At 67.2% G+C, this 17744-nt stretch carries 14 protein-coding genes and 4 pseudogenes; 11 read left to right on the forward strand and 7 right to left on the reverse strand.

Annotation, left to right across the window (positions count from 1 at the left end; genetic code table 11):
* Window positions 1–78: 78 nt before the first annotated feature.
* On the reverse strand, window positions 79–2220 hold the full coding sequence (locus ACFWP7_RS25670) for an NACHT domain-containing protein (RefSeq protein WP_384385273.1): 2142 nt from the start codon (window positions 2218–2220) through the stop codon (window positions 79–81).
* A gap of 368 nt (window positions 2221–2588) precedes the next feature.
* Here ACFWP7_RS25670 and ACFWP7_RS25675 point away from each other — a divergent pair, with 368 nt between their 5' ends.
* Window positions 2589–3467: an ISAs1 family transposase gene (locus tag ACFWP7_RS25675; protein WP_384385275.1), complete on the forward strand. Its 879-nt coding sequence runs from the start codon at window positions 2589–2591 to the stop codon at window positions 3465–3467.
* A 32-nt stretch (window positions 3468–3499) separates the two neighbouring features.
* Complete coding sequence (locus tag ACFWP7_RS25680; RefSeq protein WP_384385278.1) at window positions 3500–3649, forward strand: hypothetical protein; 150 nt, start codon at window positions 3500–3502, stop codon at window positions 3647–3649.
* An 87-nt stretch (window positions 3650–3736) separates the two neighbouring features.
* Here ACFWP7_RS25680 and ACFWP7_RS25685 read toward each other — a convergent pair whose 3' ends face one another.
* Window positions 3737–4600, reverse strand: coding sequence for an NAD(P)H-binding protein (locus ACFWP7_RS25685; protein ID WP_384385281.1), 864 nt, complete (start codon window positions 4598–4600; stop codon window positions 3737–3739).
* 108 nt (window positions 4601–4708) lie between these two features.
* On the opposite strand from ACFWP7_RS25685, the gene ACFWP7_RS25690 reads away from it, so the two are divergent.
* Both ACFWP7_RS25690 and ACFWP7_RS25695 read left to right on the forward strand, forming a co-directional pair.
* Window positions 4709–5497 (forward strand): TetR family transcriptional regulator, encoded by a 789-nt coding sequence (locus ACFWP7_RS25690; RefSeq protein WP_384385494.1) that lies wholly within the window; start codon window positions 4709–4711, stop codon window positions 5495–5497.
* Window positions 5498–5761: 264 nt separating this feature from the next.
* Window positions 5762–6025: pseudogene (locus ACFWP7_RS25695) on the forward strand (DUF1931 family protein); the annotation flags it as partial.
* 200 nt (window positions 6026–6225) lie between these two features.
* Here the strand turns inward: ACFWP7_RS25695 and uvrA are convergent.
* The gene (uvrA, locus tag ACFWP7_RS25700; protein WP_384385283.1) at window positions 6226–8697 is read right to left on the reverse strand and encodes an excinuclease ABC subunit UvrA; all 2472 of its coding nucleotides are present in this window, start codon (window positions 8695–8697) and stop codon (window positions 6226–6228) included.
* A gap of 129 nt (window positions 8698–8826) precedes the next feature.
* Here uvrA and ACFWP7_RS25705 point away from each other — a divergent pair, with 129 nt between their 5' ends.
* From ACFWP7_RS25705 to ACFWP7_RS25715, 3 genes are all read left to right on the forward strand, one after another.
* Window positions 8827–9012, forward strand: coding sequence for a hypothetical protein (locus ACFWP7_RS25705; RefSeq protein ID WP_384385513.1), 186 nt, complete (start codon window positions 8827–8829; stop codon window positions 9010–9012).
* A 230-nt stretch (window positions 9013–9242) separates the two neighbouring features.
* Window positions 9243–9848, forward strand: a complete 606-nt coding sequence (locus ACFWP7_RS25710) for a TetR/AcrR family transcriptional regulator (RefSeq protein WP_384385286.1) — start codon at window positions 9243–9245, stop codon at window positions 9846–9848.
* Window positions 9849–10080: 232 nt separating this feature from the next.
* The gene (locus ACFWP7_RS25715; protein WP_384385288.1) at window positions 10081–10644 is read left to right on the forward strand and encodes a GNAT family N-acetyltransferase; all 564 of its coding nucleotides are present in this window, start codon (window positions 10081–10083) and stop codon (window positions 10642–10644) included.
* 88 nt (window positions 10645–10732) lie between these two features.
* Here the strand turns inward: ACFWP7_RS25715 and ACFWP7_RS25720 are convergent, their stop codons facing one another.
* Window positions 10733–10861: a hypothetical protein gene (locus ACFWP7_RS25720; RefSeq protein ID WP_384385290.1), complete on the reverse strand. Its 129-nt coding sequence runs from the start codon at window positions 10859–10861 to the stop codon at window positions 10733–10735.
* Window positions 10862–11207: 346 nt separating this feature from the next.
* Here ACFWP7_RS25720 and ACFWP7_RS25725 point away from each other — a divergent pair, with 346 nt between their 5' ends.
* The gene (locus ACFWP7_RS25725) at window positions 11208–13172 is read left to right on the forward strand and encodes an RICIN domain-containing protein (RefSeq protein ID WP_384385293.1); all 1965 of its coding nucleotides are present in this window, start codon (window positions 11208–11210) and stop codon (window positions 13170–13172) included.
* Between the two features lie 229 nt (window positions 13173–13401).
* Here ACFWP7_RS25725 and ACFWP7_RS25730 read toward each other — a convergent pair.
* Window positions 13402–13746 (reverse strand): annotated as a pseudogene (locus tag ACFWP7_RS25730) (transposase); the annotation flags it as partial.
* 219 nt (window positions 13747–13965) lie between these two features.
* Window positions 13966–14097, reverse strand: a pseudogene (locus ACFWP7_RS25735) (RidA family protein); the annotation flags it as partial.
* A gap of 209 nt (window positions 14098–14306) precedes the next feature.
* Here ACFWP7_RS25735 and ACFWP7_RS25740 point away from each other — a divergent pair.
* From ACFWP7_RS25740 to ACFWP7_RS25750, 3 genes and pseudogenes are all read left to right on the forward strand, one after another.
* On the forward strand, window positions 14307–14732 hold the full coding sequence (locus ACFWP7_RS25740) for a pyridoxamine 5'-phosphate oxidase family protein (protein ID WP_384385295.1): 426 nt from the start codon (window positions 14307–14309) through the stop codon (window positions 14730–14732).
* Window positions 14733–15054: 322 nt separating this feature from the next.
* Window positions 15055–15600, forward strand: a pseudogene (locus tag ACFWP7_RS25745) (LuxR family transcriptional regulator); the annotation flags it as partial.
* A gap of 643 nt (window positions 15601–16243) precedes the next feature.
* Window positions 16244–16687: a hypothetical protein gene (locus ACFWP7_RS25750; protein ID WP_384385297.1), complete on the forward strand. Its 444-nt coding sequence runs from the start codon at window positions 16244–16246 to the stop codon at window positions 16685–16687.
* 342 nt (window positions 16688–17029) lie between these two features.
* Here ACFWP7_RS25750 and ACFWP7_RS25755 read toward each other — a convergent pair whose 3' ends face one another.
* Complete coding sequence (locus tag ACFWP7_RS25755; protein ID WP_384385300.1) at window positions 17030–17626, reverse strand: helix-turn-helix domain-containing protein; 597 nt, start codon at window positions 17624–17626, stop codon at window positions 17030–17032.
* Window positions 17627–17744 lie beyond the last annotated feature (118 nt).

The following is a 17744-nucleotide window of genomic DNA, read 5'->3' on the forward strand; positions in this document are numbered from 1 at the left end:
ATGATCAACGATCAAGAGCTCAACGTCTCACCGCCAACCATGCACGAGCTCGTTATAGGCAGCGGCACCGTTGCGCGATCAGTCACCATCCGGAGTACTAGCGAGGTGGCGTTGCAGATCGATGTGTCGAAATTGGTAAACCGCTCCCACTTGGCGTAGCACGCCCCGGTACTGATGGGCATCAGCCAGGAATGCCATGAGATTGCGGGGCAGGCGGTGGCGGAGGGCAAGATGGTACTGAGCTGATGCAAATGCCCCCCAGGCGGTCTTCGTGAAGGCGACGGTCAAGCCGAGCCACAATGCGATCCCCAGAGCCGTGATCTGACCGGTTGCAGATGCACCGTTCACGGCTAGGGGCACCCAGATACCGAGACCCGCGGTAGTGGTGACTGCCAGCGTGAGAGCCCAGAAGATGCGTCGGTCTCGCGACCAGAGTGCCATGGGGCCAACCTCCAAGGCAGTGTCAGCGGCTCTAGCCCCCAGCCCGAAGGTGATGAAGATGGCTAGTCCCACCGTTCCGGCCATGAGAAAGGACAATTGAGCAGCCGTCATCAGGAAAAGAGTCGCGACCGTCCCTATAGCCAGCCAGAGCCAGTTCGGCGTCCAACGCAGCCCGGACGTGGGGCGGCGTGACTCCGTGTCGAAGGCCAACCAGCCTGGCATTACAAGGACGACCCCGAGGATGACTCCGAGGAGGACGCCTGTCAACGGGGCCACGATCTTGGTGAGAATATCGGACGACGCCGCGAAGATGAAGCCGATGGCTGCGAAAGCCGTGCCGAGGAGTAAGCATACGGCCTGAGTAACCAAGGCGGGAATACTGCGCTGGGTAGCTCGCGGAAGCTGCCACCAGGACAGATCAGGTGTGCCGTTCAGGGCTAGGTGAAGGTAACGCGCCAGGAAGACAAAAGTTCTCTGAGCCTGTTGCGGGGTCCACCGGCTGGGGTGGCGTGGATGGGGTCGGTAGGCGGCTGGAATGAAAGCGGAGAACAGATGCCTTTCGATGGCAGCGCGAGTGGGGAATCGGGAAGTGTCGCAAAGTTCTCCAGGGTGGGGCAGGTCCACGTAGCTCTCGCCGACTCGGGGGTTGTAGATGGTGCGTGCCAGGAACAGCATGAGTGGGGTGCGCAACACTGTGCCGACCGGTGTCGTGGTATCCAATCGAGCAGTGACAGGTTCCCAGCGGTCTGCGGAATAACCACTCCCACCCGCGTCACGGCGCAAGTAGGCCGCGGCATCGTCGACCTCTAGTGGACGCAGTTCGATACCTGCTGCTCCTGTCAGCCTCACCGGAAACCCGGAACGGGGACGCACCACATTGCGGTATTCCCCAACACGGCTTGAGAGAACGACAGGATGGCCGAACGGAAGCGCTTCGTTGATCGCACTGAGAGCGGCACTCCGGAGAGGAGTAGCGATCTCGTCGAAACCGTCCAGGACGGGAAGAATCAGACGGTTATCCAGCAGTGCACGAGCGCGATCAATCTTTCCGAATCGTGCGGGGGCGGAGTCGGCCAGATTGGGATAGTCGGCCGCAAGTCGCTGAGACATCCAGGCGTAGAGGTCCTGTCTCGTAGGATTCCATGTCGCTAACGGAAACAAAACTGGAACGGCGGCGACAGAACCAGTTGCGGCGCTCTCCAGACGCCTGTGGAGCAACCCCAGTAAGAGGCGTAAGAGAAGAACTGTCTTGCCTGCCCCAGGCTCTCCAAGCACTAGCAACCGCTTCGTGGGTACCTTTTCTGTGAATGTGCGTGTGATTTCTGCCCCGGTCCCTTCCAATTGCTCAGGAGAGGCTGCCCATTCCTCAGGGACAGCACGCAGCCCTCCAGGCCAGTCGGCAGCCGTGGCCCGCAACAGCGACCACTCTTCGACCAGATCCTCCGGGGCAGCTTTCCACCCCACTGCCATGGGGTAGGGGTCGTTGACGCGCCGTACCCGGGCCTCAGCCTCCCACTGACTCTGCACGGCCTGGGCCAGATGTTCCGCGATCTGATCCAGAGGCAGTTCGGCCCCGCGTTCCGCGCCTGCCCGGAAGGTCACCCAGGACATGAACAACGGAGCCAGCGTGGGTAGCAGCGACGCCGCAGTGGCAGCTGCTCCCAGCTGAAAGTAACGGGCGAACCACAGTGCACCTCCTATCCCGCCCAGCGCAAGGACCACGTAGACGGCGCCCACGTTCCGCGTTCCGGTTCTCCATCCCCCCATGGCCGTCATCATCCTGCTCGCGCCGATTCGACGGAAGACAAACGGACATTCGCCGGGGTCGGCTTGCTTCAGTCATCGAAGAATGTCCGCGAGACGTCAGTCCGGCCGAAGCAGGCTGGATTGTCAGTTTTCCCGCCGCTGGCCAGCAAAGTTGTTAATGCATGAACGGGTTGACTGAGGCTCGGGCAGCGCGGTGACGGGTGCTAACTCGGCGCACGTATGCAGGGCGGTTGCAAGTTCCGGGGTTGTGCGGCTGGTCGGGTTATGACCGGTTGGGGCGCATAACAGCGCAGGCACGGGCTTCGTGATCATTGCGATGTCTAAGCCCGATGATCATGAGGTGGCCCGTGCCTGCTGCTGCGTCCTCTCCCATTCCTGCCGTGCTGGTGAAGCTGGGTCCGCTGGACACAGGTCGGATCGCCGACCCGCGCCCCTACTCCGACTCGGTGCCCGATCCGCGCGCACGGCGGGGCCGGTGGTACTCGCTGACAGCGATCCTGCTGGTGTGCGCCTGCGCGGTCGTCTCGGGAGCGAGGAGCATCGACGAACTCGCCGAGTGGGGCCAGCGTGCCTCGAACGCACTCCTGTCAGTGATCGGGATCCGGCGCCACCTGCTCAGATGGCGGCGCACTCCGTCGCCGGCCACGATCTGCGGTGTGCTGGGGGCTGTTGACGGTGACGCCCTGAACCGGACGGTAGGCGCCTACCTGGCCGACCGGCACCGCGCCGCCACCGAGCCCGCCCAGGCGCCGTCGCCCTCCGCATCCGGGCGTCCGCGCATAATCGCTGTCGACGGCAGAGCACTCAAGGAATCAGCCCGTCTCACCGCGACGCGCCGGCATCTGCTCTCCGCGGTAACTCACGGCACCGTCGTGACCCTCGCCCAGGTGGAGGTCAGCGCGAAGACGAACGAAATCACACACTTCCGTCCGCTGCTGGCACCACTGGTCCTGACCGGCACCGTCGTCACCTTCGATGCCCTGCACTCGGTCAAGGCGAACATCTCCTGGCTGGTCGAGACCAAGAAGGCCCACTACATCGCCGTGATCAAGGCCAACCAGCCCACCGACCACCGTCAGCTCGCGGCCCTGCCATGGCGGGGCATCCCCGTCCAGCACACCGCCTCCGGGACCGGACACGGACGCCGCGAGTCCCGCTCGATCAAAACCTGCGGTATCGCCGACGAACTCGGCGGAATCGCCTTTCCCCACGCCCGCCTGGCCATCCGCGTCCACCGCCGCCACACGCGAGACCCGTGAGAGTGTCTAAGCCGTCACCAGCCTCGACGCCCGTGGCGACCCTCCGCAACCCCGCCATCGGCGTGCTGAAAACCCTCGGAGCCGACAACATCGCCAAGACCACCCGGGCGATCCGCGACGAGCCCCAACGAGCACTCCCCACCCTGGGCATCACCAACGATCCGGACACCTACGGAACTTGATCAAGCCCTGCTGACGTGTCTAATGCACGCCTCGTCAAGCCTCCTGAGCAGCGAAGTTATTACTGCATGAGCAGGGCTTGACCGAGGTCAGTCGCTGGGCAGCTGTTCGCGCAGCACCATGCCCAGGGTGGTGGGTTCGCGGCCGAGCAAAGTGGCCAGTGTTGGGTCGACGGCGGCGAATTCGGCGGCGCGGCTGGCGGCGAAGATGCCGAGGAGCTGGTCTGCCGCCTCGGCGGGGACGCCGCGGCCCACTAGCTGCTCCCGGAACTGGTCGTCGGGTGCGGTGATCCTGGTGATGGTGCGGCCAGTTATGTCGGTGGCGATGCGGGCGATGTCGTCGAAGGTGAGCGCCTGTGCCGCGGTGAGCGACGGCGTGGGGCCCTCAAAGCGGCCTTCGTCCACCAGGATGGCGGCGGCTGCAGCGGCGAGGTCAGCGTGCGCGGTCCAGCTGACCGGCCCGTCCGCGGGGAGGACGACCTCGCCGGATTGCATGGCGTGGCCCAGGAACTGCACCGCGTTGGCGGCGTAGAAGCCGTTACGCAGCGAGGTGAACGGCACGCCGCAGGCACGCAGTGCCTCCTCGGTGGCGGCGTGGTCGCGGCAGGGCTGGAAGTGCGACGACGGGCTGGCGCCCATGTGGCTGGTGTAGAGGATGCGGCGGGCGCCTGCCGCGGCGGCCCCGTCGATCGCGGCACGGTGCCGCTGCACGGCCTCGTCGCCCATCTTGTCGACGGAGACGATGAGCACCTGGGTGGCACCCTCGAAGGCGTGGGCCAGGCTGTCGGCGTCGGTGAAGCTGCCCTGGCGCACCCGTACGCCCTGGTCGGCGAACGCTTGCGCCTTCTTCGGGTCACGGACGCTGAGGCCGACCCGGCCCGCGGGAACGCGGGTCAACAGCTGTTCGACGACCTGGCGTCCGAGCAGTCCGGTGGCTCCGGTCACGATGATCATTATATGCCCCAGCAATCAAGTTCCAGTGGAATCATGATTAGCGTATCACCGATACTAACGGTGGAAATGTTCGCGCGGTATCGTTGATACCTGCCACCGCGTCCGCATATCGCGAACGGTGCTACCGCCGTCGACTCCGACACCGCAGCCGTAGGCCGCGAGCAGGCCCGACAGCGCGTCATTGAGGCCGCCGCCGACCTGCTGGCGCGCGAGGGCCGTGACGCGGTCACCACCCGCGCGGTCGCGGTCGCGGCAGGCATGCAGGCGCCGGCTATCTACCGCCTGTTCGGCGACAAGGACGGACTGCTAGAAGCCGTTGCCGAGCACGGCTTCGCCGCGTTTCTCGCGACCAAGAACGTCGAGGCCCGCCCGCAGGACCCCATCGAGGACCTGAGGGCCGGCTGGGACCTGGCGGTCGAGTTCGGCCTTGCCAATCCCGCCCCGTACACGCTGTTCGAGCGGCACCAACAGACCCTGGGCGTCCCGGTCGGCACTACCTACGTCGGCGAGGACGCGGGCTTCGCGGCCCTGCACGACGTGGCCCTTCTCAGCGCCATGTACGGGATGTTCGCCGGGTCCGCGCACGCCTTCGCCCTGATCCGCAAGGAGGACATCGACCCCGCGGCGCTCGCCCCGCTGCTCGCCGACTGGCTCGTCGCGATGGCCCCGGCAGTTCACCAGACCGCCGACCAGCTGCGGAGCGGTGACTACACCAAGGGTGTCGTCTCCAACCTCGCCATGCAGGTGGCCGGCACACCGACCTTCCTGAGCACCGCCGAGCAGCAGGGGGTCAGCCCGGAACTGCTCAGCCCCTACTTCGAGCTGATGCGGCGCCGCCTGACCGAGGGCAACGGCGAGGAGGACCTGACGGGCGTGATCGACCTGCTGGTGCGCTGACCGGCCATTTGCCGCCCCAGAAGCGACCGTGCTGGTCACGATTCTCAACGAGTAGCTGTGACCAGCACTTTCGAAACACGCCCCAGTAGGACTCCGTTAGGTCTGTCTCGGTCTCGGAGGCCTGGTGTGTCGAAGTTCGAGAGGTTCTTCCGCGCCGCCGCAAGCCTCGATGTGACAGGAACGACCTGAAGCGGTACAGCGACTTCGTCGACTCCAAGCGCTACGACCTGCTGGTCGTCGGCCAGGCGTCGGCCAGGGCCAACGGGCAGGGATACCGTCGAACCGTGGGACCTACCGATCACCAAGGGCCTCCAGGAGAGCATCCACCAGTTCCGGCGGCTCGACGAGGAGGTCGAGCTGAAGCCGATCCTGGAACAGCTCGCCGCGCACCCTCCCCTCGACAGGACACCCACCCAGGAGGCCGAAGAGCGCTACCCCGAGATCATCGGCGGTCTCAGCGTCGCCCTGGCCGAGACGTTCAAAATCATGGATCCGGATGTGAAGAACCCGCAGACCAGTCACTGGTAGGGCGTGACCGCAGTGTTCGACCGGCTGCTGTAGCAGTCGAGCCCCGGCGCGTGTCGCAGGACTGAACAGAGATGCCGGACGGGGAGCGAAAGGTGGCGACGGGGAAACCTTCACCGAGGCTCGGGGCGCCCCAGGCGCTCGGGGATTCGCGATCACCGTTTCAGCGCGGCTGGTCGCCTGACCGGGCCCTCGAGCCGTCGTCAGGAGCGCGCGAGCCGGACCGCGAGATAGGGCGCGGTGGCGCTGCGGCGGGCCCTCGCCACCTTGGCCGGCGGGCCCGCCGCGACCACCTGCCCGCCCGCGTCACCGCCGCCCGGGCCGAGGTCGATGACCCAGTCGGCGGTGGCGACCGTGTCCAGGTCGTGCTCGACGAGGACGACCGTGTTCCCGGCGTCGACGAGCCGGTGCAGCTGTCGCAGCAGCAGCGCGATGTCCGAAGGGTGCAGCCCCGCCGTCGGCTCGTCGAGCAGGTAGAGCGCGTGCCCGCGGCGGGCCCGCTGCAGTTCGGTGGCCAGTTTGATGCGTTGCGCCTCACCACCGCTGAGTTCCGTCGCGGGCTGGCCCAGCCGCAGATACCCCAGCCCCACCTCGCGCAACGTCTCCAGACTGCGGGAGGCGGCCGGGACGGCGGACAGGAATTTGGCGGCGGCGTCGACGGACAGCCCCAGCACTTCCGCGATGTTCTTGCCGCGGTAGGTGACTTCCAGCGTTTCGGCGTTGTACCGGGCGCCCTGGCAGGTCGGGCACGGCGCGTAGGTGCCGGGCAGGAACAGCAGTTCCACCGCGACGAACCCTTCACCCTGGCAGGTCTCGCACCGTCCTTCGGGCACGTTGAAGGAGAACCGCCCGGCCGAGTAGCCGCGCGCCCTGGCTTCGTCCGTCGCCGCGTACAGCTTGCGGACCGCGTCGAACATCCCCGTGTACGTGGCCAGGTTGGACCGGGGAGTTCGGCCGATGGGCCGTTGGTCTACCCGGACCAGCCGGTCGAACGACTCGACCCCCGACGCGTCCTGGACGTCGACCTCCAGCTGCGCCTCCTCGGGCTCCTCCGGCACGAGCCCGAGGTGGCCGCGGACGACCTCGGCGAGCACCTGCGTCACCAGTGTCGACTTTCCGGAACCGGACACGCCGGTCACCGCCGTCAGTACGCGGAGCGGTACGTCGACGGACACGTCGTGCAGGTTGTGGCGGGAGACGCCGCTCAGGTGCAGCCAGCCGTGCGGTGTGCGCGGGCGGTGATCGAGCGGCTGGGCTCGCCCGAACAGGAACTGGCTCGTGGCCGACTCCCCGATCCGCTCAAGACCGGCGACCGGGCCGCTGTACAGCACGCGGCCGCCGCCCTCGCCCGCGCCGGGGCCGATGTCGACCACCCAGTCCGCCCGCCGTACGACGTCCATGTCGTGCTCTACGACGAACAGCGAGTTGCCCGCCGCCTTGAGGCGGTCCAGCACGTCCAGCAGCGGTTCCGCGTCGGCCGGGTGCAGGCCCGCGGAGGGTTCGTCGAGGACGTAGACGACGCCGAACAGCCCCGAGCGCAGCTGGGTGGCGATCCGTAGACGCTGTGCCTCGCCGGGCGACAGGGTCGTCGAGCGGCGCCCGAGGCTGAGATAGCCGAGGCCCAGGTGGAGCAGTACGTCGACCCGCGCGACCAGATCGCCGCAGATCCGGACCGCGACCTCGGTCGTCTCCCCGGATCGGGCGGTCGACGTGGTGGCGTCGGCCTCGGACCGCCCCGCGACGGGCCGCAGCAGCGCCACGACCCCGGTGAGCGGCATCGCGTTGATCTCGGCGATGGAACGTCCGGCGAAGGTCACGGCGAGCGCGTCAGGCCGCAGTCCGCTGCCGTGACACTCGGGGCAGGGCACACTCCTGACGAACCGGAGCGCCCGTTCGCGCATCTTCTCGCTCTTGGAGTCGGCGAGGACGTGCATGACGTGCTTGCGGGCGCTCCAGAACTTGCCCTGGTAGCCGTAGTCGACGCGGTCCTCCTCCGGCTCGATGTACACGGAGGGCTGCTCGTCCGTGTACAGCAGCCAGTCCCGGTCCTTCTTCCTGAGCCTGCGCCACGGCCGGTCGATGTCGATCCCCAGGCCGCTCACGACACTGCGCAGGTTGGCGCCCTGCCAGGCCCCCGGCCAGGCAGCGATCGCCCCCTCGCGGATGCTCAGCGAGGGGTCCGGGACGAGGAGGTCCTCCGCGACGTCGTGCACGACGCCCAGTCCGTGGCACTCCGGGCAGGCGCCGGCCGCGGTGTTGGGTGAGAACGACTCGGCCTCCAGCCGTGCGGCCCCGGGCGGATAGGTGCCGGCGCGGGAGTACAGCATGCGCAGCAGCAGATTGGACAGCGTGGTGATGGTGCCGACCTTCGAGCGCGAGCTGGGCGACCCGCGTCGCTGCTGCAGGGCCACAGCCGGTGGCAGCCCGGTGATTTCCTGCACGTGCGGCGCGCCGACCTGTTGCAACAGTCTTCGGGCGTACGGCGCTACGGACTCGAAGTAGCGCCGCTGGGCCTCCGCGTAGAGCGTGCCGAACGCGAGCGAGGACTTGCCCGAACCGGAGACGCCGGTGAAGGCGACCATCGCGTCCCGCGGAACGTCGACATCGATGTTCCGCAGGTTGTTCTCACTGGCGCCCCGGACATGCACAAAGGGGTCGGTCGCGTCCTTGTTCACCGTTCCTGATTACCTGATCGCGCCGGGAAACGCGCGACAGGCGCCATCACCGGGCTCCGCTCACGCGAGCTTCGGGAGTGTCCCGGATCCATTTTCGATACACGGCTTCAGGCGGCGCAGATTGCGCTGTTGGCGGATGCCGGCAAGGTGGCGTCGCTGCTGGAGACCACCCTTCCCGGGGTTTTCGTCGCCGGCAACGTCGGGAGCGGCTCGGTCAAACGGGTGGTCTCGGCGGCCGGTGAGGGTGCCATGGCTATCCGCCTTGTGTACGAGCACCGGGAGAAGAAGGGCAACCTGTTCCCCGTGGGGCTATGAAGGCCCGGCCGGTGGCGGGCCGTGGAGAGGCACTCGGCATCGTGCTTTTCGAGCTGGGCCTGGTAGCCAAGGAACTGGGCGAGCCGGACCTCGGCCTCTGGCGGGCGGTTCCGTGTTCAGCACGCACACCTTCGCCGATTTCCGGTCGAGGGCGAAGACCGCCGGACAGACCTCGGCGCAGTTCGCGAAGCCACAGCACACGCTGGCGTCGGCGGTCACCTTCATGCCTCATGCCCAGCAAGGTCAACGCCTCGACACCGTCCGCACGTGAGCGCCTGCTGGCCGCCGCCGACGAGCTGTTCTACAGCGAAGGCGTGCAGAGCGTCGGCATCGACCGCATCGTGCGGAAGGCCGGCGTGGCCAAGGCATCGCTCTACAACCTGTTCGGCAGCAAAGAGCAGCTGGTCGAGGCCTATCTCGACGCCCGCCGCGTCACTACCCGTGAGCAGGTCGAGCGCGTCCTGACCCGGTTCCGGACGCCGCGTGAGCGGCTGCTGGGGGTTTTCGATGCGCAGGGCCAGCTGTTCACCGAGCCCGACTTCAACGGCTGTGCGCACATGACGGCCAGCGCCGAGGTACGGCACGGCAGTCCGGTCGAGGGCGCCGCCGACCGCTACCGGCTCTGGGTGCGGACGCTGTTCACGGATCTGGCGCGGGAAGCCGGCGTAGCCGCTCCCGAAGACCTGGCACGGCAACTGCACCTGCTGTACGACGGCGCGGGAGTCTCGGCGCGCATGGATCGCGACCCGTCCGCAGCGACGACCGCCCGCGCAGCAGCCGCGGCGCTGTTCGACGCTGCGGTCAAGCACCAAGAACTGGTCGACGCCGGGCAGTAATCCGCTGAGACGCCGAAGCCCCCGCTGAGGGCCAGAAACACCGAGAGAAGACCACGGATCACGGCCCTACGCGGTATTGGTACGGCTGCGCAGGTCCGCCCGCGTGCTGTCGAGGTTTTCGTCGGCGAGGGCGGGGCTGCATCGGCGACGGCGCGTGCCAGCGGCAGGGCACCGGCCATCTCGCTGAAAAAGCCTTTTGAACTGCCCGCCGCGCTTAGGCATGCTCCATTCTGTGGACACCTATCTGGAGACCGAGCGCCTGACCTTGCGCCGTTTCACTACCGACGACGCGGACTTGCTGATCGAGTTGGACAGCGACGCCGCGGTGATGCGCTATCTGACCGGCGGCAATCCGACCGCCCCGGAGATTGTCCGGGAACGCCACCTGCCAAACATCATCGCCGGCTACGAAAGGTGGGGCGGCGATCTTGGACTCTTCGCCGCGCACGAGAAGGACGGCGGTGCGTTCATCGGCTGGTTCTGCCTGCGTCCCGAGCCGCAGGGCCCCCTGGATGAGGCCGAACTTGGCTACCGGCTGCGGCAGGCGGCTTGGGGTAAAGGTTTTGCCACCGAAGGCTCGCGGGCTTTGCTGGGCAAGGCGTTCACAGAGCTCAGTGTGCGCATGGTCTGGGCTGAGACAATGGCCGTGAACCACGGTTCGCGCAACATCATGGAGAAGCTCGAAATGACGCTCGCGGACACCATCCCCACTCCCCCCGACATGGAGATGGTCATGGGCTCCGAGCACGGGGGCGTGCGGTACGAGATCACCAAGGAACGGTGGGAGCAGCAGTAGCCACTGTGCGAACGGCCGTCCTGCATCCACACCTACTGGAACCCGGTAGGTGGACGATAGAGGTCGCACCAGCGGGGTTGATGTGTTCTCAGGCTTCAATATCGAGTAGTTGGAGTGCATGGTCGGTTCGTGACCGGCAGTGGTTGGTCGCGGCGGCGATGTTCGTCCAGTCGGCTTGGCGGATGAGGCCGATGGCGAGGTTGCGGAGGGTTGCCATCGCGCGAGGTACGGAGGCAGCGACCGACCGGTCCCGAGGCACCACACCTGATGCGCCCGTTGAGACGCGAGGGTTGACGGTACTTCAGCACCCCCTCTAAGTTCACGACTTGTAAAAAGCCGTGAATCCCTTGTTCACCCCACTGATCGTCCACCACAGTCGCATCAGCCTCCCGCCTTCGGAACGCCCCGCCCGATCCAGCGCCCGCACCGCACGCCCGGCATCGGACGAGCGAGTCTCACCGGCTCACACCGAGCGGCAGGCGACATCCCCCACCCGATCAGGAGTTCCCGTGCCTCTGAGACACCCACACTGGTGGCGACCGCGCTCCCGGACCGCCAGTCCCGTGGTGCGCAGCCGTCGGGCCACGCTCGCGCTGACGGCGACGGCGGTCGGCGCGCTGCTCGCACCCGTCGCTCTGAGCACAGTGAACGCACCGTCGGCCCAAGCAGCCGGCGCTCCCGTTCAGGTGTACTTCAGCTCGGAGTCGACCGCCTCGGGATTCGGCCCGGCCAACGCGAACTGGTTCACCAACCCGGCGGCGGGGCTCGCCTCCACCCAATATCAGTTGTCGCGGCAGTCCGACCTCACCGCGGTCACCGCGTCGGGCACGGCCACCATCACCGCTGACACGGCCACCCGTTACCAGTCCGTCCTTGGCGTCGGCTCCTCGCTGGAGGAGTCCACGATCTACAACCTGTCCCGGATGAGTGCCTCCGCGCGTACCGCAGCGCTGCGCAAGCTCGTCGACCCGGTCAACGGTGCCGGGTTCAACATCGCCCGGATCCCGCTGGGTTCGAGCGACTTCACCTCGCGGCAGTTCTACACCTACGACGACGGCGCGGCAGACCCGAGCCTGTCGCGGTTCTCCATCCAGAAGGACATCGACTACAAGATCATCTCGGTCCTCAAGGAAGCGAAGGCGATCAACCCGAACCTGCTGTTGTTCGGCAGTGTGTGGAGCCCCCCGGCCTGGATGAAGAACAACAACAGCCTGATCGGCGGCACGCTTCCCGACGCGAACATCCCGGTGCTCGCCACCTACTTGCGCAAGGCCGTCACCGCCTACGCGGGCCAGGGACTGCCGCTGTACGCCGTCACGATGCAGAACGAACCGCTGTTCTCACCGCCGGACTACCCGGGCATGACGCTCACCGCCGACCAGGAACGCAGGGTTGCCACCGCGCTGCGCACGGAGCTGAACGGCAACGGCGCGTCGGCGACCAAGATCTGGGCCTTCGACCACAACTTCGGCGAAGGCCCATCCTATACCGCCGGGGTCCTCGGCAATCCCGGCTCACCCAGCAGCGCGTTCAACTCGGTCGACGGCGTCGCCTTCCACGACTACGGCGGGGATCCGACCGCCATGGGACAGGTCAAGTCGAGCTACCCGACCAAGGACGTGGCCATGACCGAGCGCGCCGTGTGGGGCACCGCCGGCGCGGACCGGATCGTCCAGTACTTCCGTAACCAGTCGATCATGTACCAGGACTGGGTCACCATGCTCGACCAGAACCGCAGCCCGGAGCAGTGGTCCGGTGCACCCGACCCGACCATGTTCATCCAGTCGCCGAGCAACCCGGACACGTACTGGGCACTGCCCGAGTACTACATCGTCGGCCAGTTCTCGAAGTTCATCGCACGCGGCGCCACCCGGGTCCAGACGAACAACGGCACCAGTGGCAATGTCACCAACGTCGCCTTCCTCAACCCCGACGGCAGCCTGGTGACCGTCGTGGTCAACCAGACAGCTTCCAACCAGCCCTTCACGTTGCGGGCCGCCGGCCAGCAGGTCAGCAGCACGCTGCCCGCCAAGACGGTGGGCACGTACATCTGGCCCGACGTCGGCGGGGGCACCAGCGGATCTGTGGACCCGACGAAGTGGTACACGGTCACCAACGCCAACAGCGGCAAGTGCGTTGACGACGCGGCTGGTTCGACCGCCAACGGCGCCGCCGTGCAGCAGTGGACCTGCGTGTCCGGGAGTACCAACCAGCAGTGGCAGTTCCAGCCCACCGACAGCGGCTACTACAAGGTCGTCAGCCGCAACGCGGCCAACGCCGTCTGGGACGTCACCGGCGGGACGGGAGCCGGCAACGGAGCGAAGATCCAACTCTGGGCCTACGGCGGCGGTACCAATCAGCAGTGGAAGGCGGTTCCTCAGGCAGGCGGCACGTACACCCTGACGCCACGCAGCAATCCCGCCCAGTGCCTGGACGTCACCGATGCCTCCACCACCGACGGCGCCCGGCTCCAGCAGTGGACCTGCTCCGGCGCTGCTGCCCAGTCCTTCACCCTCACCCCTCAGTAGGCCGGATCGGCGCTGCCCGGCGTCCGGCACCCGCGGTGCCGCAGGACGCCGGGCAGCGCCACCCGGGAAAGAGGCCGGTCGGCTGGCTGGGTGCGGCGGCAGCCGCCTGTCAGATTGCCCGGAAGATCCTGATCTGCGGCCCGATGGAGTTCAGGCGAGACGCCGTTGCAGAGTCTGCTCGCCCACCTGGTGGAGGTGGTCCAGGAGGTGAGGGCCTGAGCCGTTCGCGCGCCGAGCACGGCGCGTCCGAGCGAAGCCACGGCGACACATCGACCGCAAGGACCAGGCGCCTGCCGTCGAACCGCGGCAGCGGCAGCCCGGCCAGCACTTTCCGTAGTCGGCCGACGTCGATCCGGCCGTGGTTCAGACCGCCGTACATTGCCCGTGCCCACGGCGATGCTCGGGCAACAGCGTCAGGTCTAACGGGGGCTTCACCGCACCGTCCGCGCACAGCACCGCGTCCACCAGCTCGAACACCTCGTCACGCCGAGCAGTCAGACACTCATAGAACTCGCCCCGGAAGTGACGCTTCCGCGAACGCTTCCCTCCGGACGTCCTCTGGCAGAGGACTCACCCCCCCCCACGGCCTTCGTCGTGGTCACGTGCACCTTGGTCGGAGCACATGATCAGACGAAGGCCGCCCCCACGTCCGGTGAATCCCCAGCCGGGCGATCAAGTTCGGGGCACCTTTCGAAGCGCCGAGCCCCAACCTCAACGGGGCAGCGATACAGTGAGATCCACTTCGACGAGCTGGCCCCCGAAGCCCAGTTGTGCGACGCCAATCAGCCTGCGAACCTTCCCGATCAAGCGGGCACTGACCTGCCAAGTAAGCCGTTCTACCGGCCTCGACAACGGTGATGTGGTGGTAGCCGGGAGTCGCATGCAGTTGCTCAGGATTGATGCGGGTGTTCCCGGGCTCATGCACGTGAGTCTGACGGCCAAACTGTCCGCGCGCACCGCAGTTTGTGAGTCCAGCAGACTCCGCACCAACCGGTAGATAAAGAACAGGTTGAGTGCCTGTTTCACATTCCTTGCGTTGCGAAATCGGCAGGGCGTCTGTCAGGTGCTGTAGCGCGGAAATGGTTTGATCGTTGTCTGCCCAACTGACTGGCTGAGCTGTCGGTTATGCGTCCGATGACCCAAGAGGAACGAGAGGCCTTCCTCGCAGAACCGTATGTCGGAATCCTGAGCGTCACGGCCGAGCCGGAACGTGCCCCTCTGACCACCCCGATCTGGTACGAGTACCAGCCGGGCGGAGTCGTCAAGGTGATCACGGCCCCCGGCGCGCGCAAGGCCCGGCTCATCGAGGAGGCGGGCCGGTTCGCGTTGTGCGCGCAGGTGGCCGAAGTCGAGGACTACCGGTACGTGACGGTGGAAGGTCCGGTGACCGAGATCAGGCCGACCTCGAAGCAGGAGCGTTTCGACATGGCCGCCCGCTACATGGGCGCCGCCGCCACCGACTACGTGAACGCGACGGAGGAGTCCGCGGCCGACAACATCGCGATCCACATGCGGCCCGAACGGTGGCACACCTTCGACTTCCGCAGGATGCTCGACTAGCCCCTGGAACGCTCGGAGGTCCTCGGCAAGGGGGCCCGGCAGCTGCGGGAGCGCACCCCTGCAGAGCAGGCACATGCAGTCCGCCGCATCGCCGAGCTGCGGCACCAACTCATCCACGCGGGGGAAGGACACGAGGGCAGGCTTCAGGCGGCCAGGGAAATCCGACAGTTCCAGGAGTCCCTCAGCCACCGCACCGGCGGTGAACTATCGGCTTCTCAAGCGGGTTCCGGGCAAGACGTACCGGCCTCAGCGCACGCGGTCCGGGGCGGGCCATCCGCCGTGCATCCCCAGGACTGTTCGGGTCCCCCGCACGGCGCGGACGCTGGGCGGGCCCCGCACGGACGAGCATCCGCACGGTACCGACCGGCTGTGCGGGGCCGGTGATCGCGTGTATTCCCGGGCCATACGGCGCGGCCGCGTTCCGCGTGAGGAAGCTCAGGCGGTGCCGTGCCTGCTGGAGCTGGCCCTGCTGCACCCGGATCCCGATGACACGGACTGATTGGTACCGGCCTCCCCGCAGGAGGTTATGGACCGCATGCTGCGCGGACTGTACGCGGAAGTCAGCGCGAGCCAGGCGCGGGTGGGCGACGGGGTCTCCGCGTTCGACTGGTACGCCGGCCTCGGCGGCCCGATGCCAGCCCGTGCGGCTACCGAGGGCGGCAGTGCGATCCGGGTCCTGGAGGGGCTGTCCCGCATCCAGACCGCGATGGACGAGGCGACCGAGGCCTGCTCCAGGGCGGTCCTCACCGTGCAGCCCGGCGGCATCCGCCGCGAGGACGAGCTTGCCGAGGGCATGCACCAGGCGCTCGCCCTGCGGCGCCGGGGAACGTATCGACGGGGGACGCATGAGCGGCAATTCCGCAGAGGCGGGCGGCGAGCGGGCCGTTGCTGCGGGTGGTGATATCGGCAGCGTGTCGACCGGTGACTTCGTCACGCAGGTAGGGCGGGCCACCGTCCTGCCTTCAGAGGCCTTGGACTTCAGCAGGCGGGTATTCCATCTGCCGCAGCGAGCAGAGCAGTTCGTCGGGCGCGAGCGAGAACTGCGCCTGCTGAACGCAGCGTTCGCCAGGCACAGGAGGTGTTGTCGTCCACGCGGTCCATGGACTTGGCGGCATCGGAAAGTCGACGCTGGCCGCGCGCTGGGCAGCCGATCAGGCGGTAGCGGCCTTGCGGCTGACCAGATCGGTGAGAGTGATGCTGACCGGGCGCGGGACCCGGCGGTCGATGCCGTCGAAGGCTTAAATGCCTGCAGTGGGGCCGATGTCTCCTCCTCCGGGTGCCGGTGGCGCGGCGGCCAGAACCGGGGATGGTACTGCTGTTCCTACCCCCGCGACTCGCGACTGCCGTGTTCCCAGAGGATGATCACTGCTCGGGGCGGGGCCAGCCAGGTGAGTTCTTCCCACAGACGTACGACGCAGGGGGCGGCCCGTGGAGGTTTTGCGTCCCTCTGGAACCCCTTCCCCTGCTGCTCCATCCCTCCATCCGATCTGCTCGACCGTGAGGGCCCTGTAATGACACGCTCGATCAGCCGCCGCTTACTCCTGGCCGGTGCAACCGCCACGGCACTGCTGACCCTCGGCGTCTTCTCCGGCAGCGCCAGCGCGTCTGCCGCCCCCGCCACCACCGCGTCGGCCTCGGCCACGGACTCCAGCTCCCGGACCCCCGCCGCAGCTGCTCAGTGGATGTTCTACATGGACAACACCTTCACCGAGTACCTCCTGGGCATCCAGAGCCTGGGCAGCAACGAGGTGACCCTGGTGCGCGGTCCGAACACCCATAGCCAGGCCCTCAACGACTGGATCTACTTGCACGCGGCTCTGCGCAAGAACTTCACCGTCGTGGTGCGTGACTGGGCGGGCAACCCGATCAACAACTACAACTTCGCCTCCGCGCAGCCCATTCGCTACGACAGTACAAACGTCACCTTCCGATTCACACAGGTCATCGTGTCGTAGGCCAGTTCGCTGCGGATCTCCAGCACCGCCGTCAGCCGCCGGGCCGATTCAAAGTCGAAGTGGCCTTGTGAGCGCGGCACCCTCGCCCGGCACCGCCCTGGCCAGAGCACCGCGCCTCGACCCATCCGGCCGTAACCACCTGCCCGCTGTCCCGTAGGCGTCCGGCAGGTCGACCCTGGCTACGGCCTCAAGTAGGTCGACCGGGATTCCGCCCGGGCCTCCTTGCCACAACAGCCGGACCGTGCGAGCCCGGTTGAAGCCCGACCGGTGGAACGGGCTTATACCACCCTCGCCGATCGAGGCGCACCAGCGGAACAGGTGCTGGTGGCAGGGGTGAGTTGTTCAGTGCGTCGGCGAAGGCCCACGCGCCTCGTTCGGACAGCGAGCGCCAGGTGGCGGATGCGTCAACCGGAACGAACATCCCCGTGCGCACAAGGAAGTCCGCCGTCTCGCCCTGGCCGTCAGTGGGAAGTTCGGCCGGCCGAAGTCGCAGGCCGGAAGCCACCGATTGGGGGCGGCCTCGGTGATCAGCTGGGTGAGCCGTGACCGGTCCGCCACCGAGTTGCGTCCGTGTAGACGGATCGGGGCGGCCCCCTTGATCAGAAGCGGGCCCGGCGCCTTCGCCGGGTCCACCCGGACGACCAGAACCATCAGGCCGTCAGTCTCCGGCAGGGTAACTGGGATGATCTCCGGCACCCAGGGCGGCTCCAGCGTCTGATGGAAGCCGTTGACGATATCGACGATCGCGCCCTCCGGACCGCCAGTGATCCGGTCATCCATGTCGCGCTCGGTGACACCGACCAGGATGAGGCCGCCGTAGCTGTTGGCCATCGCCGCGACCGAGACAGGAACCCTGGGGGTGTATTTCTCCTTGTACTCCAAGGTCAGGCTCTCGGGCTGGCCCACGGCGACTAGCTCGCGGACCCGCTCCAGGGTCACGTCCGCAGGGCGACAGGCGAACAGGGAAGCGGCAGAGCCATACCGCCCACTCGCCCGCTGGAATTCTGTGGTTCGAAGGTGTCACCAGGTCAAGCTGGCGAAGCGGGAAGGGCGCAGC

It is taken from the genome of Streptomyces sp. NPDC058470 (assembly GCF_042721055.1).
In the GTDB taxonomy this organism is placed as follows: Bacteria; Actinomycetota; Actinomycetes; order Streptomycetales; family Streptomycetaceae; genus Streptomyces.

Excerpts from the sequence above, each read along its gene's own strand:
- ACFWP7_RS25670 (WP_384385273.1), bottom strand. The coding sequence starts at position 2,220 with ATGATGACGGCCATGGGGGGATGGAGAACCGGAACGCGGAACGTGGGC.
- ACFWP7_RS25685 (WP_384385281.1), bottom strand. The coding sequence starts at position 4,600 with ATGATCATCGTGACCGGAGCCACCGGACTGCTCGGACGCCAGGTCGTC.
- ACFWP7_RS25710 (WP_384385286.1), top strand. The coding sequence starts at position 9,243 with ATGCCCAGCAAGGTCAACGCCTCGACACCGTCCGCACGTGAGCGCCTG.
- ACFWP7_RS25720 (WP_384385290.1), bottom strand. The coding sequence starts at position 10,861 with ATGGCAACCCTCCGCAACCTCGCCATCGGCCTCATCCGCCAAGCCGAC.
- ACFWP7_RS25740 (WP_384385295.1), top strand. The coding sequence starts at position 14,307 with ATGACCCAAGAGGAACGAGAGGCCTTCCTCGCAGAACCGTATGTCGGA.
- ACFWP7_RS25750 (WP_384385297.1), top strand. The coding sequence starts at position 16,244 with ATGACACGCTCGATCAGCCGCCGCTTACTCCTGGCCGGTGCAACCGCC.